20 protein-coding genes and 1 pseudogene are annotated in these 22,112 nt (G+C 42.8%); 7 read left to right on the top strand and 14 right to left on the bottom strand.

Features of this window, described 5'->3' with window-relative positions; translation table 11 throughout:
* Window positions 1-18: 18 nt before the first annotated feature.
* Window positions 19-2,457: pseudogene (locus I6E39_RS05240) on the bottom strand (DEAD/DEAH box helicase); the annotation flags it as partial.
* A gap of 519 nt (window positions 2,458-2,976) precedes the next feature.
* Between I6E39_RS05240 and I6E39_RS05235 the strand changes: the two are divergent.
* From I6E39_RS05235 to I6E39_RS05205, 7 genes are all read left to right on the top strand, one after another.
* Window positions 2,977-3,600, top strand: coding sequence for a DNA-methyltransferase (locus I6E39_RS05235; protein WP_235380562.1), 624 nt, complete (start codon window positions 2,977-2,979; stop codon window positions 3,598-3,600).
* Window positions 3,601-3,737: 137 nt separating this feature from the next.
* Complete coding sequence (locus tag I6E39_RS05230; protein ID WP_235380561.1) at window positions 3,738-4,196, top strand: hypothetical protein; 459 nt, start codon at window positions 3,738-3,740, stop codon at window positions 4,194-4,196.
* Between the two features lie 343 nt (window positions 4,197-4,539).
* On the top strand, window positions 4,540-4,974 hold the full coding sequence (locus tag I6E39_RS05225) for a hypothetical protein (RefSeq protein ID WP_235380560.1): 435 nt from the start codon (window positions 4,540-4,542) through the stop codon (window positions 4,972-4,974).
* Between the two features lie 179 nt (window positions 4,975-5,153).
* Window positions 5,154-6,530: a hypothetical protein gene (locus tag I6E39_RS05220; RefSeq protein WP_235380559.1), complete on the top strand. Its 1,377-nt coding sequence runs from the start codon at window positions 5,154-5,156 to the stop codon at window positions 6,528-6,530.
* Between the two features lie 283 nt (window positions 6,531-6,813).
* Complete coding sequence (locus tag I6E39_RS05215; protein ID WP_235380558.1) at window positions 6,814-7,824, top strand: helix-turn-helix transcriptional regulator; 1,011 nt, start codon at window positions 6,814-6,816, stop codon at window positions 7,822-7,824.
* Between the two features lie 24 nt (window positions 7,825-7,848).
* Window positions 7,849-9,183: a dynamin family protein gene (locus tag I6E39_RS05210; protein WP_235380557.1), complete on the top strand. Its 1,335-nt coding sequence runs from the start codon at window positions 7,849-7,851 to the stop codon at window positions 9,181-9,183.
* Window positions 9,184-9,187: 4 nt separating this feature from the next.
* The gene (locus I6E39_RS05205) at window positions 9,188-10,495 is read left to right on the top strand and encodes a dynamin family protein (RefSeq protein ID WP_235380556.1); all 1,308 of its coding nucleotides are present in this window, start codon (window positions 9,188-9,190) and stop codon (window positions 10,493-10,495) included.
* Between the two features lie 37 nt (window positions 10,496-10,532).
* On the opposite strand, the gene I6E39_RS05200 is transcribed toward I6E39_RS05205, so the two are convergent.
* From I6E39_RS05200 to I6E39_RS05140, 13 genes are all read right to left on the bottom strand, one after another.
* Complete coding sequence (locus tag I6E39_RS05200; RefSeq protein WP_235380555.1) at window positions 10,533-11,612, bottom strand: zinc ribbon domain-containing protein; 1,080 nt, start codon at window positions 11,610-11,612, stop codon at window positions 10,533-10,535.
* A 19-nt stretch (window positions 11,613-11,631) separates the two neighbouring features.
* Window positions 11,632-12,267, bottom strand: a complete 636-nt coding sequence (locus I6E39_RS05195) for a zinc ribbon domain-containing protein (RefSeq protein WP_235380554.1) — start codon at window positions 12,265-12,267, stop codon at window positions 11,632-11,634.
* Window position 12,268: 1 nt separating this feature from the next.
* The gene (locus I6E39_RS05190; RefSeq protein ID WP_235380553.1) at window positions 12,269-15,259 is read right to left on the bottom strand and encodes a VWA domain-containing protein; all 2,991 of its coding nucleotides are present in this window, start codon (window positions 15,257-15,259) and stop codon (window positions 12,269-12,271) included.
* Window positions 15,252-16,187, bottom strand: coding sequence for a zinc ribbon domain-containing protein (locus I6E39_RS05185; protein WP_235380552.1), 936 nt, complete (start codon window positions 16,185-16,187; stop codon window positions 15,252-15,254). The genes I6E39_RS05190 and I6E39_RS05185 overlap by 8 nt, the downstream gene beginning before the upstream one ends.
* A gap of 79 nt (window positions 16,188-16,266) precedes the next feature.
* Window positions 16,267-16,683, bottom strand: a complete 417-nt coding sequence (locus tag I6E39_RS05180) for a hypothetical protein (RefSeq protein WP_235380551.1) — start codon at window positions 16,681-16,683, stop codon at window positions 16,267-16,269.
* 14 nt (window positions 16,684-16,697) lie between these two features.
* Window positions 16,698-17,291 (bottom strand): zinc ribbon domain-containing protein, encoded by a 594-nt coding sequence (locus I6E39_RS05175; RefSeq protein ID WP_235380550.1) that lies wholly within the window; start codon window positions 17,289-17,291, stop codon window positions 16,698-16,700.
* Between the two features lie 539 nt (window positions 17,292-17,830).
* On the bottom strand, window positions 17,831-18,442 hold the full coding sequence (locus I6E39_RS05170; protein ID WP_235380549.1) for a recombinase family protein: 612 nt from the start codon (window positions 18,440-18,442) through the stop codon (window positions 17,831-17,833).
* A gap of 160 nt (window positions 18,443-18,602) precedes the next feature.
* Window positions 18,603-18,893: a molecular chaperone gene (locus I6E39_RS05165; protein WP_235380548.1), complete on the bottom strand. Its 291-nt coding sequence runs from the start codon at window positions 18,891-18,893 to the stop codon at window positions 18,603-18,605.
* Window positions 18,886-19,152 (bottom strand): ferredoxin, encoded by a 267-nt coding sequence (locus I6E39_RS05160; RefSeq protein WP_235380547.1) that lies wholly within the window; start codon window positions 19,150-19,152, stop codon window positions 18,886-18,888. Before I6E39_RS05160 ends, I6E39_RS05165 begins: the two co-directional genes overlap by 8 nt.
* A 207-nt stretch (window positions 19,153-19,359) precedes the next feature.
* Entirely contained in the window at window positions 19,360-19,761 is a 402-nt protein-coding gene (locus tag I6E39_RS05155; protein WP_235380546.1) for a hypothetical protein, read from the bottom strand.
* 14 nt (window positions 19,762-19,775) lie between these two features.
* A complete protein-coding gene (locus I6E39_RS05150; RefSeq protein WP_235380545.1) occupies window positions 19,776-20,804 on the bottom strand; it encodes a hypothetical protein in 1,029 nt (342 codons plus the stop codon).
* 35 nt (window positions 20,805-20,839) lie between these two features.
* On the bottom strand, window positions 20,840-21,265 hold the full coding sequence (locus I6E39_RS05145) for a hypothetical protein (RefSeq protein WP_235380544.1): 426 nt from the start codon (window positions 21,263-21,265) through the stop codon (window positions 20,840-20,842).
* A 131-nt stretch (window positions 21,266-21,396) separates the two neighbouring features.
* Window positions 21,397-22,112 (bottom strand): hypothetical protein (locus tag I6E39_RS05140; protein ID WP_235380543.1); only part of this gene is annotated, 716 nt, incomplete at its 5' end.

Raw genomic sequence — 22,112 nt, 5'->3', positions numbered from 1 at the left:
AGGTGGAACCACCTCCTCTTACAGTGCCTTTATCGTCTCCACAAACTGGCTCATGCTGACAGCTCCCGGCAGAAGATTTTCTCCATCCCTGAACACCATGTAATAACGGTACTGGTTCCCGGCGGCAGCCCGCCACGCGCGTCCCAGTTCGATCTTCTCCCGGCTGTCATCGTTTTTCAGATGCTCACCCTTGGTTTCGGCAAAGATGATCTTGCCGCTTTGGGTCATGATCATAATGTCCGGGTAGTGCTTGATATAGCCGTTGATGGCAAATCCATGCCGGGAGAGATTTCGGTGCCACCAGCGAACATTCGGAAGGGCGGTCAACTCCATAATCAAATCCTGTTCCAGCTTGTTGATGTCGCCATCCTCGGCTTCATACAAAGAACCGCCGTATATGTCTGTGCTGGTCATGGGATGAATAACTGACGGCAGCCGATAGGACGGCTGGCATACGATGCGTTCGGTTTCCAGCCATTTTGCAAAAGTTTCCCGATAATGTGCATCCAGCAGGGATTCAATCTTTTCCTTGATTTTCTTGGCATATCCCATCGGAGCCTTCTCCATGGCGGCGATCTGTGCCTTGTCCATATCGTCCACGATGCGGTTTATGTAGGATTTCAGTTCGGCAGCGTCCACCATGTTCAGCTTATTGAGTTGATTGAACATCATGTCCTTGCATTGGCGCACACGGCTTTCAGGCGGAAGGTTATTGAAGTATTCCTTGAAATACCGCTGTTCTGCGCTGGTCATTTTGAATACCTTGGGCAAGCCACCTTCGTTTGCCCGCACATCGACCTCGGCAATCTCATCATCAGCTGCGGCAAAATCAATGTCGTATGCCTTACCTTTCAGCGTGAAGCCTTCGGCGAGCTGTTCTTTTTCCAGCAGTTCCAGCGTACCTTCCGTAAACAGGGTATCGGGGATCACCTGGAAAAATTGAGGGATCACAAGAGTTTCAAGGTCACTCTGGAATTGAGGACGAACACGGAAAGTAGCCACTTGTTCCCGCACCTCCCAAGGAAGATTCTGAATCTGAGGATCATCTTGTCCCTGTTTTACGGCGTTGTTGTAGGCTTCACCGGCTTTATTGGCATCATCCAGCATACTGTCAGCTTTCGGGGTGATTTGGGAGGATTTTTCCTGTTCCCAGCGGCGTTGCAGTTCTGCCCCGATGGATTTCCCATCCAGCTCTGCAAAATCGTCCTGTTCCGTTTCCGAAGGGGCTTCCGTATCGGAAACTCCTTGCAGTTCGGTAATGTCGACCTGCACCGGGGGCTGCTCCGAGACCTGGGGCTTCACAGGTTCGGCCAGACGATAATCCTTGTCGCTGAATCCTGCACTGTTCAATCCCTTGATGATGTGCTGCACGGTAGTGTTAAAATCGTTGGAGGAAGTCAGCACATAGGACATATTCAAAGCCGATTGTGTGTGCTGGCGTGTATGGGGCAGACGGAGGATGCGCCCCAAAATCTGCTCCACATCCACCTGGCTGGTCTTGTTGGCAAGGGAGGCAAGAATATAGGCAAAGGGGCAATCCCAGCCCTCTTTCAGTGCATTGACCGTGATAATATAGCGAACAGGGCAATCGGAAGACATCAAATCCACATTTTTCAGTTCGTTCACATCAGCCGTGCGAATGGCAATCTGCTCTGCCGGGATGCCAGCGTCCACCAGCTTGTCCCGCAGCTTTTCAAAAGTGGTAGCGTCCTCCTTGCCTTTCGGCTGCGCCTGGAACAGAGCGATGGGGCGAATATACTTGCCTGTTTTTGTATATTCCGCACAGGCGAGTTCTTCCAGCTTATTTCGCAGATCGATCGCGTCAATCAGCACATCGGTTTGGCTGTCCCGGTTGTAAACAATCACGGGCAGCTTGACCATGTTTTCCGTCTTTAACTGAACCGCGTCCACATAGGAGATAATGTTGCTCTCCTTTTTCGGGGTAGCGGTCAAATCCAGAACAAAGCAGGGATTGAAGTTCTCCAGCATTTCAAGGCTGAGATCAGACCGGGCGTGGTGGCTCTCGTCCACAATCACCAGCGGGTTAAGCTGATTGATAATCTGGAACAGGGCGGTTTCGTCCGCCTTTTCAATGGGGCTGTCGGGCTTGCCAAGCACCTTGGCGAACTCCGCAAGATTGCTGTTCTCCTGATAGGCTTTCAAGCCCTCCTTGCCGCGCCCACGGAAAGAATCGTAGGACAGCACCATAACAGAAAGCTGTTCCGTAACAGCAGTCGGATTGAAATTCTGCCCGTTCAAAAGCTCCTGCTTGGTATAGACCTCCACGCGCCCGCCAAAATCCACGTCGATTTTCTGGCGGTATGGATGTTGGGGATCTTTGAGTGCTTTTACCGTCTGCACCAAAATTGCGTCTGAGGGAACGAGCCATACCACCGCCTTTGTCTTGGTAACAGGCAGAGCGTCAAAAATGGGGCGAATGGAATTACAGGCGATAAATCATCAAACGCTGCCATTGTTTTGCAGTATGTTGACAGCACTACTAAAAAAGTCGAAGCTATCCGTTGCATTTATCCTAAAGAAGAGTTGAAGGCAGCACTTATGGAAGTGGGGCTTACCACGGTAGAGAAGAACATCTCTGAATGGCAGTACCGCAACTGGATGCACACCTTTTTCGAGAAATATACCCCGAGAGACAATTTCAAGAGAAGCAGAAAGATAGGATATGTCAAAGGTGGACTGACTACTCAATTTTTGGGGTGTGTCAACCCTTACGATATAGGTAGAAATGGCTGAGTGTCTATAACCATATGCAATAAGGTTTCTGGTGGCAGCTCCCGATAAGTCTTCGGGCAGGCAGGGTTCGACTCCCTGAAACCTTGTGACCCACAAAGGGTCTTATGAACGTTCAAAAAAATAATTAAAAGGAGGTAGAGGTTGTGGCCACGAAAATCTTGATTTCCTCTTAGTTTTAGCATGATTAAAAACAAAGTATATAACGGCGATTGTATGGAGTTTATGAAGCAAATGGAAGCCAACAGCGTGAAGCTCACTCTGACAGACCCGCCTTATGGCGAGGTAACCAGGCGGAGTAATGGAATTCGGAAATTGGACAAGTCCACTGCTGACGAGCAGACATTTGACTTGAATGATTTTCTGAACGAAGTGTATCGAGTAACCGAAGGCACGATAATTATCTTTTGCGGTATGAATCAGTTCTCTACCATCAGAGAGTTCTTTGCAAAAAAGCAGGCTGCAAAAGAAGGTACTGTTAGGCAGTTAATTTGGAAAAAGACGAACCCCAGTCCTATGAACGGACAACACATTTACCTTTCTGGTATCGAGAATGCGGTCTGGTTCAAGAAGCGCGGTGGTACATTCAACGCACGGTGCAAGAACACGGCGTTTGAGTATCCTTGCGGGCGTAGCAAAATCCACCCTACCGAGAAAAATCACAAGTTGTTAGCGGAACTCATATTGGACAATAGTAACCCTGGCGACTTAGTGTTTGACCCTTGTGCAGGCAGTGGTTCTCACCTACTCGTAGCACGAGACAACGGACGAGATTTTATCGGTGTTGAGTTGGACGAGGGTTATTTCAAGATTGCTGAGGGCAGGCTGTCTGGAGCTATATCAGCGTAATTAGCAGTATCTAAAGGGTGATTTCCTTTATAGAATCAAAATGTGTAGCGATGCCTTGGGCGTTGCTAAATGGGAGCCAGCGGTTCCTGTTTAGGAGCGTCCAAAAGCTCCAAATAAATTTTAGAAAGGTTGATTGTATGCTCAGACTAATGATGATGTGTGACAGGAATGGGAGATTTGTTCCTGTTGCTCACAAGCGGGGAAAAGTTTATACATATTGGGCTGAAGAAGTTTTAGCTGATGGTGGTAAAAAGATTTATCATTTGACAAAAGAATATTTACTTGAAAACAGTCATCGATTTGACAATGTTAGGATTTCAGCAACAGGTAGAGTGTCTGCAACACCATCTCAGGTTGATTGGAATTCTTTTGAAACACATTACAAATATGCCTTTTGTGAAAGATATAAGGATATGCCTAATAGAAATCAAATAAAGATTTATCAGGAATATTCTGACGACCTGAAATTGGGAGACATCCTTATTAAGAAGTATCCTCAATTAACAAGAGAACTTATCATGTATAGAGGAGACATCTTGTCAAGTGATAGAGAAGTTGCATCAATGGCCTATTCCATACGCAATATGATTTTTTAATGATTGAGTTTCAAATCTCTAAAATTGGGCAGGGTTGTTGGTCATAATAAGGGTTCGATTCCCTTGAACCCTATATTGAAACGAATGGGGACTTGCAGGTTCAACTCCTGCAGACCACAAAAGATTTTTGAATTTTTTATTCGTTAGAATAACGGCGTATTTTACACTGTTATATTCTAAAACAGAACAGTGTGAGGAAAATTTCTACAGTAGCACAGACAAAAAATGGCTATATATATTGAGGAGGGAATTCTCCAAATAATATTTATAGTTGTTCAAGGTCAGTTGCTATTGATACATAATCCATCATTCCTCTGACTTTGAACAAGGAAAGAGGTTATGTATGAGATTATGTGAATTGTTAGAAATCGTATCTGCTGTTGCGCTGGGTATTCCTTTGGACAAGCATGAGGATGTAGCTCCTGGAAAGATTGCTCAAATGGTCGATAACATCCATTTAGAGCGAGTTGGGCAAGACCTTGTTTTTAGGCCAGTAACAGGAAAAAAGGTTGATTTGACAGAAGAACTTTTAGAAGAAGATTTTAGAATGCCAGCAGTTCTCCTGTTCTCTTATTCGACAGAAACCAACTTGTGGTCTGCAATGGAGACGGATACAGGTCTCGAAATGCAGGAGTTATTAGATTCAAAGGTTGATGAGCCATCCCATAGGTATGTATTATTGGGTGCGCACCTTATAACAGAAAATGTTAAACAGTGTAATGCTAAATATGATGACTATCGTGGAACAACGCTCATAGAGCTTACTCCCACGTGTTAATAAACAGCTTCCTTCCATTTTATTTATCATTCCTTAGGTAGAGGGGGGCGCAGGTGGCGCACCCCTCTATTATTTTGGTTTGGTTGAGATGGTTGAAGGTAGGTGGTGGTTTAAAATTATTGGATATCTGATATGGTTTATGCTATACTGTGGGCACTCCAATGGAGGAGGTGAATACCGTGACTTTGGATGAACTGTTACTTAACGTCAACGCCGTGTCTTTTGAAGACGTCGTTTGCCAGACTGCTATTCAAACTGAAGAAGATAAAGAGGAGTATGGTAGTAGGGGTTATAACATCCAGCTCACCCAGAGTGAGTTTGAGGAAAAGTTTAACGGTATTGACCCTGCCTGCATTTACTACACTCCTTCCGTTACTACAAACTGCCTGTATTTCAACAAGGATACTCTTGCAGCAGCACCCTTTCATGTGGAGTTCTTCCTTGCTGGTATTGGTAGTTCTACACTTGAGGGTGCAAAAAGAGCAATCGAGCAGATGGAGGGCGAAGTTGCAGAACATAAGTATATAAGTTCTGTTCTGACCTTAGCTGATGGTATGCGGTTGGAGTATTTCCAAAAACTCGTTGAAAAGAAGGGTTCTGATATTCCTGGTCTGTATGAAACCTTCTTTGACTTCTATACTAACTCTGACTATGGGTTCAACAACATTGACCCCACCACTCTGCAGGCCATCCTCAACAGCAAGACCCCGCAGGAAAAAGAAGAGACAGCCAATCAACTCAAGGATTTGCCCGATACCCTCACCATTTACAGAGGTGGTAACACCAACTCCACCCCGTACGCCAATGCCTATTCGTGGACTTTAGATATAAATATTGCAAACTTTTTTGCAGTTCGTAGGGGCAAGGGGCCAGGGTATATTGTAACTGCTGAAGTTGATAAGAAGGACATTATTGAAGTTCTGTTTGAGGCTCGTTCTGAGCAGGAAGTCATTGTAGACCCCAAGAATATCAGGGTTATCAAAGAAACCATTATTCCTGGGTTAGACCTGCTGGAAGAAGTCCTGCCCATCGTTGCACCTATGTACCACAAGTACAAGGATATGATGGAAGATTTAGACTTTGCACAGCGTTCTTCTATCCACGGTAAGGCACATGAAGCACGTGTGTTGCTCCTTTGCCTGATTCTCGCTCACCTGCTTGACCTGCCTATGTCTGACCGTAAGGTGCTGGCAACGGCAGCTATTTACCATGATACGCAGCGCACTCACGACTGGATTGAGCCTGAGCATGGTAAGGCATCCAAGGAGTATTACCATGACAATGTTTCTTCTCCTGACCCTCTGGTTGAGTTGTTGGTAGAGTATCATTGTTTGCCTGATGAGGTGGCATACCGGCATATCAGAAATATCAGGGTTTTGAGCAAGAGCAGAAGCCGTGCAACAAAGCTGTTCGATATCTTCAAGGATGCTGATGGTTTAGAGCGTATTCGCCTGGATGGTTCTTTGAGAGAGTTAGACTTGAATCAGTTGAGAACTGAGGAGGCCAAGACCCTTTCTCTTGTCGCTCGTATTTGCCTTGAACAAGTGAAAATTTAACTCATGCATCTCTAATTTGGAGCGAGGGGTGCCGGTAATTACCGGCACCCCTCGTTTGCTTGGTAATGTGAACTATGTTGGAGTTTAATGCTTACGCAAACCTATGCTACGTGGATATATAATTGCGTGTAATAGTTACAAAGGTGGTTGAGAAAATACATGATTACTGGTATAATGCAACCAAGAAAAATGTAGATTTTTCAAGAGAAATAGGCGAGATGGACAAATGGTGTCTATTGTTGATGCTATAATGTCAATATAGACTTAAAGAGGTGGTGGTGTCATGCCTTTGGATTCAAAGAGCACCCGTATCTTAGAACTATATCGACAGTTCCAGATGGGTAAGGTAGTCAACAAACAGGATGCAGCAGAGCGCTATGGCGTAAATGTCCGCTCTATTCAGAGAGACATTGATTCCATTCGCAGCTTTCTTTCAGAGCAGGTAGCCCAAAATGGTGTCATGCAGAGTATTGAGTATGATGCCAAGGAGAGGGGTTATAAGCTGATAACACAGGAGGTCAGCCATCTTTCTGAAGGCGAGATGCTTGCTGTCTGTAAGATTTTGATTGAGAGCAGGGCGTTTTCAAAGGATGAGATGACTTCCCTTTTGGGGAGAATTCTTAATTTGAGTGTTTCCCCTAAGGACAAGGACCAGATAGAGGGTTATATCTCAAATGAGCTTTTCCATTATACTGACCCTGCCCATCCTTCTGCGAATACGAATTTCCTATGGGAAGTAGCCCAGGCAATCAAGGAGAAACATATCCTGGAAATAACTTACTCCAGATTAAAAGGGAAAGAGACGGTGGTTCGTAAGATAGAACCTGTGGGTATCCTGTTTTCAGAGTATTACTTCTATTTGATGGGATTCATAGTTGACCCTGAGAAAAGGAAGGACTTTGATAAAGAGGATGACCCCTTCCCTACCATCTACCGTATCGACCGTATTCAGAGTGTTAAGGACACAAACGAGAAGTTTGTGATTCCTTATAAGGATAGGTTCAAAGAGGGTGAGTATAAGAATAGGGTCCAGTTTATGTATGGTGGAGAACTTCAGCAAGTGGAGTTCAAATACTATGGTCCTTCGATTGAAGCTGTGTTGGACAAGCTACCTATGGCAAAAGTAGTAGAAGAAAAAGAAGGGGTCTATACCGTAAAGGCAGAAACCTTTGGCAAGGGAATTTTAATGTGGTTGTTAAGCCAGGGACATCACATTAAAGTCATTTCTCCGAAGTGCCTTGTTGAAGAAATAAAGGAAGAAGTCGGACGTGTCTATAGTCATTATTTTAAGTGAACTTTGTTAGGAAGGAGCATGGGTATGGATGTGCTAAACCTTGAAGTAGCACAGATGCTAAAAGGGCATCCTGTCTTAAAAGAGACAAACTCGTATAAGTGTAAATATGTCAATGTTCTTGAATATTTTGTCCGCAAGTTTTCACCAGAAAACATGTGGGCAAATGAAACATTACAACTATATAAAAAGGCGCTTTTGGAAAACTCACAGGACTATAGATACGAAGGCTTTGAATTACTCAAACACTCCAAATCTGTAGTGGCGACAAAATTCAAGCCATTTAAGTTTTTTTCATACCGCTATTGTGTAGTTCTTGATTGCATCTTTATGAATGCAATCAACGACAAAGAAAAAGGCGAGTTGATTTATTCAGAATTGTCAAGCATCTATCACAAGCGATTTCAAAAAAATATTCGCCATGTATTTGATGCGTTGTACAATCCCGATATTTCCCTTGAAGGTTTTGACCAAATCACATATCTTGCTGATTGTTGGAAAAAGAACAGGGCCTTCTTGTCAGAAGAACCGATTAAAATAATTGTTACCGCAACCATGAGTGCAGGGAAATCTACTTTGCTAAATGCCCTTGTAGGAAAAAAAATTAACCGAACTCAAAATGACGCTTGTACTGCAAAAATTCATTACATAAAGAACAAGCCATATGAGGATGGGTATTGTTACGAGCAGGACTATGCGTTGGAATTAGATGCTAATCATCAAACACTTATGGATGATAATACGCTGAACACCAGTAGTGAAATCATTGTAGGAACACATTTCCGTACACTCGGAAGAAATGCAAAGAGAATATGGCTCATTGATACTCCAGGAGTTAATTCTTCTCAAAATAAAGCGCATAAGGACATTGCTGAGCGATATATCAAAGAAACCAAAGCCGATACGCTCGTTTATCTACTGAATGGAGAAAACATTGGGTCTGATGATGACTGTAACCACCTGCGGTTTGTTTTTGAAAACTACAAAGGTAACATTGTGTTTGTAGTTAATAAATTGGATAAATTCAGAAAAAAAGAGGATTCTGTATCAGAAACTCTATCTGCTGTAGTATCCGAATTAACTGAAATAGGATTTGTGTCTCCTTTAGTTGTACCCATTTCTTCTGCTGCAGCATACTTGTCAAAGATGAGCATTTATGAAGAAACCCTTGATGAAGAAGACCAAGATGAACTTGACAGAATGGCAAGAAAGCTAAAAAAGGATGAGTACCAGTTTGATACTTATTATCCGGATACCATGGATGAGGAGCTGAAAGGTGATATTGACTCCGAAAGCTATCAAGTGTTGTTACATTCTGGGATTTTACAACTCGAAAAAATACTTTATAGATTAAGAGGTTAGGCTTATGAAAGAAATGATGATTAAATACAACCCTTATCGTCTGGAAACTACGATTTTGGTTGATGGCAATGTCCCCCATCAAAAAAGCAAACTGAATTTTGGTGACAGACGTCTTCAAGAGTGGATTGAGGAACTTCCTGACATTGTTTTTGAAGAATATAGAACTCGCGACTTTCATATTACTTTCCATGGAACTATTCTTGATTTTGAAGATGTGGAATCGATGCGCCAAGAAGCCAATAAACGCGGGTTTCATATTGAAGAACCGACACATATACCTGCCAAGGAAGTTGCTGACAAGGAGAATGCTATCAGCGAAATTTTTAAAGAAATACAAGAAGGTCCGTTTGATGAATTGAAAAAACCGGACGTTGTGAGAGCATTTAACCTGGCAAAGAGTAGTGATTTTGAAGTCAATGTTGTTGCAACGATGAGTGCAGGAAAATCTACCTTGATTAACGCATTGCTGAGGCAGAAGTTAATGCCCGCAAAACAAGAAGCTTGTACTGCAACCATTACCGAGATTAAAGATAACGATGGCGATTGCTTTACAGCAAAGGCTTACGATACAAACGGCCAACTTATCCAGACATATCCGAACCTCACTTTTGAAATTATGGAGAAGTTGAATAGCAGTCCGGAAGTTTCAAAAATTCGTGCCGAAGGTAATATTCCGTTCGTATCGTCGGACGATGTGTCCCTTGTCCTTGTTGATACTCCCGGTCCTAACAATTCTAGAGACCCAGAGCATAAGAGAGCGACCCGCCGTATGCTTTCTGAGTCTTCGAAAGCTGTAGTCCTGTATATTTTGAATGCCACTCAGTTGGCTGTAAATGACGACAATGACTTATTGAGCTATGTTGCTAACAGTATGCATGTTGGTGGTAAGCAGTCCAGAGACCGATTCATCTTTGTTGTAAACAAACTGGACGAGTTTAAAAAAGGGGAAGATAGCGTTGATGCTTCTTTGGAAAAGGTTAGAAGCTACTTGAAAGATAATGGAATCGAAAATGCTAATATCTATCCTGCCTCTGCTTTGACCGCATTGAATATCAGAACAATCCTCGCAGAAAACGATGACGATGATGACGATGAGGTCTACGAGGCGAAAGGCAAAGTGCGTAAGTTTAACAACAATCCCGAAATGCACTTTGAAACAAAGGCTCCGCTAACACCTTCTGTAAGAGGACTGCTTGAAATGAAGTTGTCTGAGGCCAGAAGCAATGGGGATAGAAAGGGCGAGGCTCTTATCCATTGTGGAATCGTGCCTATTGAAATGGCTATTCAAAAGCGACCAACTTTTTACGGTTGATCGCCTTTGGCTTAGTCATTATTTGGATAAGTATAAATCAATAGATTGGTTGATTGTAGCTGCCATCAAAACTCATCTTGTAGATTTCGTAGTCGTAATCTTGGTTTTCATAGAAAATCCATTCACCAACAACATTCAGTCTGCCGCTTCGGTCGGCATTTAACTCTGTCTTATTGCTACCATCTTTGTCCATACGATAGATTGTCTGTGTGTCGGATGAAATGTAGAAAATGTAATCCTCAGACACATTCAATCCGTTGCTGACAGCAGTTCCCTCGAAAACAGTTTCGTTTGACCCGTCCAGATTTGCCGAGCAGATTGTTCGATCCTCATTTGTGTAATACATCTTGTCACCGGAGAAAACCAGATAGCTTGGACAATAATCAAAAATCGAAATCAGGTCTTTGCCATTCAGCTTCATTCTCCATGTTCCGTAATTATCATTTGGCAAATCGTTAATGGAGCTAAATCCGCTGACAACATACAGGTAATCGCCCTGCAAGAGCAGTCGGGTGGGGTGGATGTCGGAGAGCTTTGTGCCTTTATTTGTATTTCCCACTTTCGTAGAATATACTCCACCATCCTCATAGTTGGAAGAACCTGTTACATAAAACTTTTTCCCATCAAACTGAATGCAGTTTTCTGTAAAAACGCTAAACCCTAAATCTTCACCAACTGTTCCATCCAGCACATAGTATCCGGGGAAGGAATAGTAGTATAGATTGTTGCCAATATAAAACATATGCTCAGCATAAATGTCACTGGAAATAACGGATTGCTTGGAACCATCTTTCAGACGCATTTTGCACAAGCCGCTGTCGTTATAGTATATCCACTTCCCATCACTTGCAACAAGTGCGCCGTTCGCCACATTATTTGCTGCCATCTGGATTTCTTCCTCAGACGGAATGCTTTGGATATAAGAGAACACCTTTAACCCGATAAAAGCCACAGCGATAATTGCAACAACAAGGACACCCAGCTTCATCAACTTTTTCGTTTTGGGGCTGAATGATTTGGGCTTAACTGCCTGCCGTGCAGCTTCGATCTTCGCTCCACATTCCGGGCAGAAAGTGGCGTTGTCAGCTATTTCCTTTCCACAATTTCCACAGTACATGATTCAATCCTCCTTGGCATTATTGAATGTAGAGCAATTTCCACTTTCCATCTTCTTTGGACATAACAATGTTCATGTCTTGATTGACAGACTTGCTACCCTGCTTGGCCGTTACGGTCAAATCTGCAACAACAATTTTCTCGATTGTGTCTACATCAAAGTCAGCGTATGTATATTCGATTTCGCTCAACATCTCGTCCAACTTGCGTTCGGACAGCGTATAGATTTCATTGACTTCGTAGGAGAGCTTGTAGCTATGCCCGACAGAGGATTCAAAAGAATCCAAATCATCACCGACATTGTACTCGAAATAATACTCAACCCAATCTTCCTCGCCGTAGAAATACATATCGCTGGATACAGAAATGAGAGTGTCAATGTCGTACTTTTCATACGCTGTCATCACCTTGCGAAGCAGGCCGTTATAGCCCGTATACTGCGATACAACATTAAATGTAATCACAGCCACAACAACAAGGACAGCCAGAACAACCACGCTCTTGACCGTTTTTTTCATCTTCTTCTGCTTCTCCGGGTCTGTAACTTTCAGCCCCGGGATATTGGCAGACGCACCATCCAAAGGTGTTCCACACTTGCCACATATCTTTGCGTTGTCCTCTAACTGAGTTCCGCAGTTACCACAAAACTTTGCCATATCAGTTGTTCTCCTTTGATTTTTTATTTTTCCGGTTCTTTCGTACAATGAGAATAACAATCAGAAGGAGTAGTACCGCACCGCTGACAGCAACGATATAAATCAAGATGGATTCCTCGACTTCTTCGCCATAGCCGTTTTCTTCAGCTCGCAACTTCAAGTCATACTTGCCATCGCCATCTTCGTCAATGTTCAGTACGCTTTCTTTGGATACTGCCGCAACGGTGTCAATTTCCGTTCTTCGTGTAATCTTGATATTCTCAAATCTTCTGAAATCGCTGTAATCGCCATTTTCGTCCATGAAACCTATTGTGTAGTCCATGAGGCCGTGTCCGGTGCCAGTTATCTTCACGTCATATTCGGCACCTTCTTTAAGCCTGAGAACTTTGATCCGGTCATCTTCGTTGGCATTGGTCACATCTTCGTTATCCTCAAATGTCAATGTTCCGAAATCCGTTCGGACATTCAAATCATCTTCGGCAGAACACAATGTCTCACCGTTGTGTGTGACCGTAACATCAACAGGGCAGGCGATACGGATATAAATGTATTTTTGTCCGTTGATTTGATCCGCCATATCCTCGAAGAAGAAAACCAAATCATCCGCACTGGCAACTTCATAATGGCAGCCATCGCTGGCCAGATGCTCCATCAAATACTGCGCTGATGATTTGCTTCCGCCCATATTCTCAAAGAATCCCAACGTATAAATTAGGATATCGCTACTCTTGATTTCGTCAGCATAAGCAATCAGATCTTCACCTTCCTTGCCTTCGTTTGGTTCGCCATCGCTCATAAGTACAATGATTTTTTTCTTGGCATTGCTACTATCCAACATGGATTTTGCCTCTGCCAACCCAGACTCAATGTTTGTCCCTCCTCCAGAGGAAATACCCGCCACGATTCCTGTCAAGTGGTTTTTGTCAACAGAAAAATCGGAAAGCCATTCCGCACTGTCCTCGTAAGTAACAATCCCGATGCTGGCATCCTCTTCAAGAATGGTATTGACAAAATTGGTTGCTGCCTTCTTTGTTTCCTCCATAGGGGTTCCAGACATACTGCCGGATGTATCGAGAACTAAAACAATATCCCGTTCATCCGAAGTGGTTCTGATAGGTTCCTGCGACTGACTGTTTGAGGCAGTTTCATATTCGCCCCATTCGCAAATGAACGCTCTTCCACCGCTCACCGTCCGATTGCCAAAATCGCCGTCATTCCAAGATCCATCTGAATATTTGTAATAATACATAGCGAAATCCTCGTTGGGATTTTCACTGTTTGGTTCTCCGGAATGCCAGTTTGTATAGGAACTCACTTCGCCATTGTCCCACACCCAAGTTCCTTCTTCGTCTCGATCAGTAAAGCTGAAATACGCGCTTTCATATTCGAAGTTGTTCCGCAAATAGGCATAAACGAATTCGTCCTCCTCCTGACTGGTAATCGTTGCAAGATAACCTCCCTGAGATTCACAATATTCTTTTGCCTCTTCCCAAGTGGTCACCGTGTCCAGGTTATATACATAATAGTGATGACCGTCAAATTCGACGGCATCAGTCGGAATATCGGATTCTTCATAATCGCCATATATATTTGTCTCCAGCATTACGCCAAAATTTGTAGAGAAGTTAATGCGCTTATTTGGATATTCATTCGATACTTCTATATTTTTAGAGTATGTTTTTGAATCGTCCTTGTTATCCGTTATAGTTATCACATAATTTCCGTTGGCATTCAAGGCGATGGCTTGAGAATTTGAATCGTTGATTACAATGTGTTCGCTATAATCTTTTTCAAACCAACCGAACCACGACCAACCAAACCATCCGGTATTATAGGTGCCAGTTATATCTATCGTGTAGTCGTTATATGCACTATTGTTTATATCATAAACCGACAGTAACAAGTCAGTATTGTATTTAGTATTAGATGATTCAGACAATACCCCCTCTAATTCGTCAATTTTGCTTTGTACACATTCTGCGTATATACAGGCACCTTCATAATTAGGGTGCATCGAGTATGAACTTATTACCTCTGAATCATTAATGTCCTCGGAGCGTGTTCCTATGATTACCTCATTAAGATAAGGGTCATCAGAGTAGGCTCCGTGCCCCTGAAATGCTTCTTCCACAGAAACGAACCAAATATCATATCCATGAATAAGCCTATAGTCATACACGATTGATTCAATCGCATCATTAAATTGGCTAACCGCCCTGTTTAAGCATTGCGCAGCATCCTCTGAAAACAAGAACATACTTCCGCCGGGATCCAGTAGTTTGGGATATCCGGCAACTATAATTCGTGCATCTTTTCCCGCAGCTTCATGAATTTTTTCGTAAGTGCTACAAATACTTTCTCGTATTCCTCCTTCGTAGAAATCTTTCCATGTATTATTAATCTTATCTGATAAATAAGCAGGCGTTAAATATGTACTACTACATACAGCGGCTATCACAGTTCCAGTAAAATCTACATCATTTCCGCCTATTGTAATTGTAACATAGTCAGCTGCTTTTCCTTCTTCTCTTAACTTCTCGAAAATGCTGATTTGGGAAGGAAGAGGCACCGTGCCCTGCAAATCAGGAAGAGTCCTAGAAGGTTGCTTTTTATAATATGTCTTTTCAAATATTCCATTTATATTCGCAGTTGTAGCACCTGATGCGGCTACAAAATACCAATTGTCGGCATTCTCTGACATTGTTCCGCTGAGAGAAGGAAGCGAAAGCATGCCTGACCAAGCATTCTCAGACCTGTGGGCAAGCCAACTATAGTTTTTTACTTTCAGAGAAATAGGTAAGTCTTGACCATAAAAAGGCTCGATTCCTTCTCCAGACGAATAAGAATCTCCCATGGAAACAATTACTGAAGAATCTTCGCTTCTTAATTCTTCTGCAAAAGCATTTGTGGAGAGTTCTAAAAGCATAATAGTAACAAGAAGGAGAATTTTTGCTATTCTTTTCATAATTTTGAACTTGTCCTCCTTAACCATACCGCTCAATTTCTCCTGCTGTTAATTTATCAAGAGTTTCCGCATCAATTTTGTCAACGGTAATCAAAACCAAAGCTGATTCATGTGGAATCGTTTCATAAAATCTGTTCGTTGCGCTGTCATAACTCATTACAGTTTCTGTTTCAGATACAATCGCCTGAACGCTTCGACCGGATTGGAGATTATAAGATACTGGATTTGCCAGTACAGAGCCATTTATCACAAAAACAGTCCATAAGTCTCCATTACTAGACACATAATATGTTTGATAAATTGGATGCTTATTCGATGAATTATCCGAAATGTTAGTAGCATCAGAATACGCTCCATCCATTGAATATTCTGTTGTGATCGGATATTCCTCAAATCCTCGTCCTGTCAATTCAGTACAAGTTTCCGATTCCGTAAGAACATCGTTAGAATCATTTACATCTATTTCCATAATAATATCTGAGTTATTCCCATAATACGATTCTGCATCCGGAGCATTGACTTTATATTCCTCTGCACTACCCACCGTTTCAGAGCGCAAACCAATGAAATCTAAAAATTCATTAATACCGGGAATTTCGATGATGTTGTGATGTGAAAGTCCTACAATTGCTACACCTGCAAAAACCGCAATCAGCAAAACCCACATAGCAAGTTTTAAGAAAATCTTCCGTAGCTTCTGACCTAAAGTCATGCTTGCCCATTTTTCTTTTTTCTTAGCTTTCTTCGCCGCTTTTTTATCTGCCTTATGCTGCTTTTTTGCTTCCTTTTTACTTAACGGCTTCTTCGGCTCTGAAGCCGTGTCCTGCTTCGGTTTTGGTTTCTCAACTGCTTCCGGCGTTTCGGTTTGCTTATTCAGTTTATCGGCATCGCAGTTTGGACACAGCCCGGTAGCTTCATCCAGCTTCGCACCGCATTTTCCGCAAAACTTAGCCATATTTCTTCTCTCCCTTCGCTATAATGAAGAAAGGGCAGTGGATAAGTAGTACCATCATCCACCGCCCTTTGCCGTTTCCTTATCCCATATATTTGTTAATCAGCTTATCAACGACAGGAACAGCAATCGTTCCCTGATTCAGCGCCTTGACACCCAGCCCGATCATCAACAGCTTCTCGATAATGTTGAGTGCCGCAACAGCAGCAGAAATCAAATTGGACAAAAATGCCACATGGAAACTACCGCCAAAAATTGAAACGACATTATCAACAAAGCTGATAGCGTTGGGAATGAGGTTCAACACAGTAATCAGCAGCGAAAAAACTGCCATCACAGACACTGCTTTCACTGCGCTCTTTCGCAGCCAGCTGTTTTCCTCAAGCAGCAGAACATATCCGGCAAGAACAACCGCTACCAAATAGCCGCTAAACAGCCCCATGAAATAGATTGCTGCTCCGAGCAATCCAACCGAAATACCAAGTCTTGTTTTCTGCATATCTTTTTCCTCCCTTATTGCAGCTTTGCTCCACACTCAGTACAGAAAGCCAAACCTTCTTCGACCTTTGCACCGCAGTTAGGGCATACCTTCTCTCGTTCAATAATTACTGTCTGCTCAGTTACAGGCATATCAGAAGTGGCTTTAACCGCTTCCATCGGTTTTCCACAGGAAGTACAGAAGCGCATACCTTTTTTCACTTCTGTACCACAGTTTTCGCATTTTATGTAATCGGTGGAAACCGGGGCCTGAATCTTCGGCATGGTAGCTCCACAAGAACTGCAAAACGCCGCTCCATTGGGAACTTCGGCACCGCACTTTTCACAGCGTTGTACGCCCTTAATGTCTTGGATTTGCTTCTTGTAGTCTCTAATTTTTGCTTCTGCTTCAGCAATAGCACCGATCATTCCGGCAAAATCATCCTCAAAATCGTCTTTGTGGATGGAGACATACAGTTTTCCAATCTGAAAATACTGATTGGTGATAACCTTTTCCTCTTCAGAAATCATTGAATTTAGTCTTGAAGTATCAGCCAGTTCCTTAGTTTTGGCTATGGTTTTTTGGCTGGCTTCCGTGACTGTCTTACTTAACTTGTCAAAAAAAGCCATGTTTTTTACCCTCTCTTTAGATGTAATATTACGAGTTCAGTTCTTGAATCTCTTTGTAGCAGTCGTCACATGCAAAAATGATAATCCCCAAACCCGAGGTATAATGGTGCTTCGCCTTGTTCGAACAGAAAGCACAGTCCGACGAACAGTCTGAACAATAGTATTCCTTTTCACCGGAATAGTCGTTCTTGTAGCCTTTCGTTGGCGTATCTCCGCATGATTCACAGGGTTCCGAAGAACCACAGGCAGATAACGCCCCCAGCATCACAACAACGATTAGGATAGACGTGATTCGCTTTAAGCAGTTCATTATCCACGACCTCCTTTCCGGCATATTCGTCTCCACAGCCTTGGTTTTGCTTTTTATTGCGTTTTAGAAAGTGTACCTTTACAAACCGGCAAAAGTTACAAAAGAGTTACGAATTTTATCGTAAAAATTCACTTCAACACCTTGAAAATCAAAGGAATCAGAAGTATAATATTTGTGTCCGTCGAAATGTGCCATGATTTGCAAAGGTACACTTATGCAAATCATGGCATCATTTTGTTTTATCCACATTCTCAAACTTTCTGGCTTTCCCGTAAAATGTTCCGATTGGCATATTACAAGCATTTGCCGCTTCTTTCAGTGTGATTTTCTTTCCTCTCCAAGCTTTGTGAACTTCATAGAAGTTTTTAGGCAAAGGCAGGGGCGGTCTGCCGAACTTCACGCCTTTTGCCTTTGCTGCCGCTATACCCTCGGCTTGTCGCTGCCTGATGTTGGTGCGCTCATTCTCGGCAACAAAGGACAAGACTTGTAAAACAATGTCAGAGAGGAAAGTTCCCATCAAATCTTTACCTCTGCGAGTGTCTAAAAGCGGCATATCAAGCACTACAATGTCAACACCCTTATCCTTTGTGATGACACGCCATTGTTGTAAGATTTCCTCATAGTTTCGCCCAAGACGGTCTATGCTTTTGATATAGAGCAGATCGTCTTTTTTCACTTTGCGTAACAGCTTCTTGTATTGTGGACGTTCAAAGTCCTTGCCGGACTGCTTATCCAGATATATATTTCTATCGGTAACACCAACTTCTTTAATCGCAATTATCTGGCGATCTTCGTTCTGGTCACGGCTACTGACACGAATATATCCATACACATTTGCCATAATTACCTCGCTTTCCTGTCCAGAACGGAAAATCATCCCTAATTCCGACATATTTTCTTTTTGAACTGTGCCTATATATTTTATCGTTGGGAAAAAGTTACGGTCAAAATATCGGATACAGACCCGATATTTTGACCGCATATCAACCCTAAACGCTACATTATTCCGTCTGACTGGCAAAACCGTTTTGCTTAGCGTTTTCACTTGCTTTTCGTCTGCGTTCCTCGCTGTACGGTGGTTGCAGACGGATGGACAGTCGGGACTTGTCCAGAGCATAGGACACACCGCCTTGCTCATAGGTCTTATCCAGTCGGCAGAGGTCGGGATACTTCTTGGAGAATGCCGCCAGTCTGGTTCTCAATCCGGCGTTGTAGGTCTGGATGTGTGCTGTGTCCTCGCCCTCATTGAACAGGACGATTGTTTCCTTTTCGTATTTTGTCAGCTTACTCATAATCGCTCTCCCTAATCTGAACACGGAGATTGTCCGAGCGATACTTGTGGTGGGCGAAGTGTTCCACTTCCAGTCTCATGTTGTAGAAGAAACAGCGATACCATCTGTCGCAGCTCTCGTCATTCAGCTTGACTGCCAGAGTGAAGAACAGCTTCTTTGCCGCAGGATCGGGAGCAAGTGCAGCCACGAAACGCAAGCGTTCCACGGTGGCTTCACGGTTCGGACAACCAAAGGCATAAAGAGCTTTCTTTTCGTTCATAGACATTCTCATTGATTTTTCCTCCTTGAATATTGGTAAAAATAAAAGCGACAGAGACTTCTCAAGGAAATACCTGTCGCTTTGTTGTCGATATGAAATTGTTGGGTCAGGACTTGATAAATTCACGCAATCCGTAATTGATAGCGGCTATTCTGATAATCACCCATTCAGCAAAATGAGGGAGGATAAAGACCACAAAGGCAACCGTCAGCATTTGTAAGCCTCTTTGCCTACCCATGTACCACACACAGGGCAGGGAACATAGAACTCTTTGACTTTCTCAAACTCAGCTTTTTCCAGAAAACTTTCAAAAACTTCTCGCTCTGTATTAAGCTGATGCACCACTTTTACAGGTTCTTTCAATTCCACATATTCGATTATTCTCCTCAAAGTATTGATACCCTTGCAATATGAAGTGTAAGCATAATCGGATAAATCATCACTCAACGCAAAAAACTCGCCGTTTACCCAATTGTATAGAGCAACTGTTTCAGCTGACTTAGCTTGCATTTTCTTCCTAATAGTAAGGTCTTCCAATTCTTCCACTAACTTATCAAGCTGTTGCTCTATCTCAAACAACGTATTCAACAGTCGTTGCTTTCTTGTCATACCTAACCACCCCTTTAATCCTCATCCCAGCACCTTATTTCTTGAACCAGAGCATCTTTTAGATACACCACCAGTTCGTCCAGCACAGGAACTTCACGCGCAATTGCATTCGCTACTGTAAGAGCATGTGCTGTGCTCCACAAATCTGTTATCCAATCCAATATGACGGTATAGAGATGAATCACCTTATGCATGCAATAATCCATACCATCTTGCAGCCAATAATTATCAATCAGTAGACCACACTGCACTTCACCCTCAATTAAGTCGCAGATAGGAATATAATCTGTGCATTCTCCATTTTCAATAAAGTCAAACCCCCATCCTCCATCTAAATAGCATGTAGACTCTGTTTGGTAGAAGTCGCCATCCTCGCCCGAATGGTATCCGCCCAAATAATCGTCGATTTCTTCTTTACAGATTGGAAAGTTTTTCATGTCAATGTAGCTCAACCCACCCTGCCTAAAAATCTTCCCAAAAACAGGAATGACCACATCTGAAAAGTCTCTGATAATCCAGCCGAATACCAAGTTTGTATGGCGCAAACCAGCACATCTGAGAACAGCTTCATAAAAATCGAAGAATATATCCTCCAACACGGGAATTTCTCCAATCTCTTCTGCAAAGTCAAACGCCGAAACAATATCAGCGCATCTTACGCGCAAATAATACTGTGATACAAATCTTGGTCCCTCTGCCATTTCAAAGGACAGCAGCGGAAATGAAAAACCAGGTAAAGGGTTATAGGACAAGGTTCCATCCTTATATTCGACCTCACCCTTGCTATAAGTTTTTCCACGTGGCAACCCAAAACCCTTGGTAAGCAGCCATACAGGGTTCAACAAGTTGTTGTCCACATAAACTAATTCGCTCTGTGATTCCTCTTGATGCACAGTATCATCAAATCTAAACTCCTTTTCCAAAGGACATTCCCATTCCGCGCCAACTTCATGCCTACAATGGCAATGCTGACAAGGAAAAAAGTCGTCCTGCTCTTTTTCCCATGGTCTATAAAACAATTCTGATATTGGCTTTTTCTCCATAGCTTCATCCTCCTAATTCTTTCTACATTTGAGCCTTACAACAAAGTCTCATCTATACGAATACCGACATGCTGCTTTTCAGTCTTTTGCTGACGTTCGGCTTGAAGTTGACGCTTAATTGCATCGGGAATTTCTTTTCTTTTCAAAATAAGGTCTGGCTCCTTCGCTTTTGCCATTACCCTTGCGTAGGCTTCGCCGACACTACTCAATTGCACATACCCTGCCTCTATGGGGGCAATCACACCCCACAACTCTGGGACCAAGTCCTTAATTGAACCCTCTAACCCACGCATATAGCCAGCTGTTTGAATGACATCCAAGCGTCCTTGCTCAATGCAAAACAACCTGAAAGCTGCATCTATCCTTTTCGCCTCTGATGCCCCCTTTTTGAAACCTATTGTTTCTGAGAACGAGAGGCACTTTACTGCAAACTGAATAAAAACTAAATCATCTAATCTCATTGAAAAATCACCTTTCTTTTGTTCATATAATTAAGTTAGAAAAAGATGTCCAAAGTTCATCCTTCACTGTCCGAAATCCGTCATATGTCCCTAAAAAAATAAAAGGCTGAGGAAAAATACTCAGCCACTGCTCAATCTAATATTCTGCACACCTCAGCCCAATACTCGGGAACAGAAAAGAACTCGCGGAAGAAATCTAAGAGTTCACATTCGCGGAAAAGCCATTCTGTTTTCCAAACCGCCTGTTTATCCCCCTGCATGGCAAGGGTCAGCCTTCTATGGATATCAACACCTTTTTTGAAGAAAAGAACTTCTCGTATCTCTAAGTAGCGCTCGACATAGTAATTCTTGTCTCCTATATCGGCAACTATTGTTTCAACGTTCAGGTCTTTGTCCTCAATCATTTCAGCAACTGCACCAGCTTCACCCATCTCCAACTCAACCTCATTGATTAACCTACTCTCAACTTCTGCACGTTTAGCCAGCTCTATTTCTTCTTCTTTTTTACGGAAATAAGCATACATATTCAGGTCACGAAGTGCATCCTTACCATCATACATTTTGGTCTTACCCTCCATGATTTGTATATAAGCTTCACCCACATACTCACAATTATACTCATTCATGCCCTTAACCAACGCAGCAACCCTCTTAGCCTTTTCAGCAGTCATCGCATTTTGCGCATTAACTGAAAAACTCAATATACCCAATTTACACTTATCATTACTATCATCCATAACGGAGACCTCCTTAAAATAATTTTTGTACTTCAAAGGACCTGTTGACAAAAGCAAAAATTCTGCCGAAACCCACAGGCTTTCAGGCAGAACATTGGAACTGGAGATAG

This window comes from Pseudoflavonifractor phocaeensis, from assembly GCF_021531375.1.
Taxonomy (GTDB): domain Bacteria; phylum Bacillota; class Clostridia; order Oscillospirales; family Oscillospiraceae; genus Lawsonibacter; species Lawsonibacter phocaeensis_B.
This window is presented reverse-complemented; position numbering and strand designations above follow the sequence as displayed.

Coding starts and splice junctions, on each gene's coding strand:
- I6E39_RS05235 (WP_235380562.1), top strand. CDS start 2,977: ATGAAGCAAATGGAAGCCAACAGCGTGAAGCTCACTCTGACAGACCCG.
- I6E39_RS05230 (WP_235380561.1), top strand. CDS start 3,738: ATGCTCAGACTAATGATGATGTGTGACAGGAATGGGAGATTTGTTCCT.
- I6E39_RS05225 (WP_235380560.1), top strand. CDS start 4,540: ATGAGATTATGTGAATTGTTAGAAATCGTATCTGCTGTTGCGCTGGGT.
- I6E39_RS05215 (WP_235380558.1), top strand. CDS start 6,814: ATGCCTTTGGATTCAAAGAGCACCCGTATCTTAGAACTATATCGACAG.
- I6E39_RS05210 (WP_235380557.1), top strand. CDS start 7,849: ATGGATGTGCTAAACCTTGAAGTAGCACAGATGCTAAAAGGGCATCCT.
- I6E39_RS05205 (WP_235380556.1), top strand. CDS start 9,188: ATGAAAGAAATGATGATTAAATACAACCCTTATCGTCTGGAAACTACG.
- I6E39_RS05200 (WP_235380555.1), bottom strand. CDS start 11,612: ATGTACTGTGGAAATTGTGGAAAGGAAATAGCTGACAACGCCACTTTC.
- I6E39_RS05195 (WP_235380554.1), bottom strand. CDS start 12,267: ATGGCAAAGTTTTGTGGTAACTGCGGAACTCAGTTAGAGGACAACGCA.
- I6E39_RS05190 (WP_235380553.1), bottom strand. CDS start 15,259: ATGGTTAAGGAGGACAAGTTCAAAATTATGAAAAGAATAGCAAAAATT.
- I6E39_RS05185 (WP_235380552.1), bottom strand. CDS start 16,187: ATGGCTAAGTTTTGCGGAAAATGCGGTGCGAAGCTGGATGAAGCTACC.
- I6E39_RS05180 (WP_235380551.1), bottom strand. CDS start 16,683: ATGCAGAAAACAAGACTTGGTATTTCGGTTGGATTGCTCGGAGCAGCA.
- I6E39_RS05175 (WP_235380550.1), bottom strand. CDS start 17,291: ATGGCTTTTTTTGACAAGTTAAGTAAGACAGTCACGGAAGCCAGCCAA.
- I6E39_RS05170 (WP_235380549.1), bottom strand. CDS start 18,442: ATGGCAAATGTGTATGGATATATTCGTGTCAGTAGCCGTGACCAGAAC.
- I6E39_RS05165 (WP_235380548.1), bottom strand. CDS start 18,893: ATGAGTAAGCTGACAAAATACGAAAAGGAAACAATCGTCCTGTTCAAT.
- I6E39_RS05160 (WP_235380547.1), bottom strand. CDS start 19,152: ATGAACGAAAAGAAAGCTCTTTATGCCTTTGGTTGTCCGAACCGTGAA.
- I6E39_RS05155 (WP_235380546.1), bottom strand. CDS start 19,761: ATGACAAGAAAGCAACGACTGTTGAATACGTTGTTTGAGATAGAGCAA.
- I6E39_RS05150 (WP_235380545.1), bottom strand. CDS start 20,804: ATGGAGAAAAAGCCAATATCAGAATTGTTTTATAGACCATGGGAAAAA.
- I6E39_RS05145 (WP_235380544.1), bottom strand. CDS start 21,265: ATGAGATTAGATGATTTAGTTTTTATTCAGTTTGCAGTAAAGTGCCTC.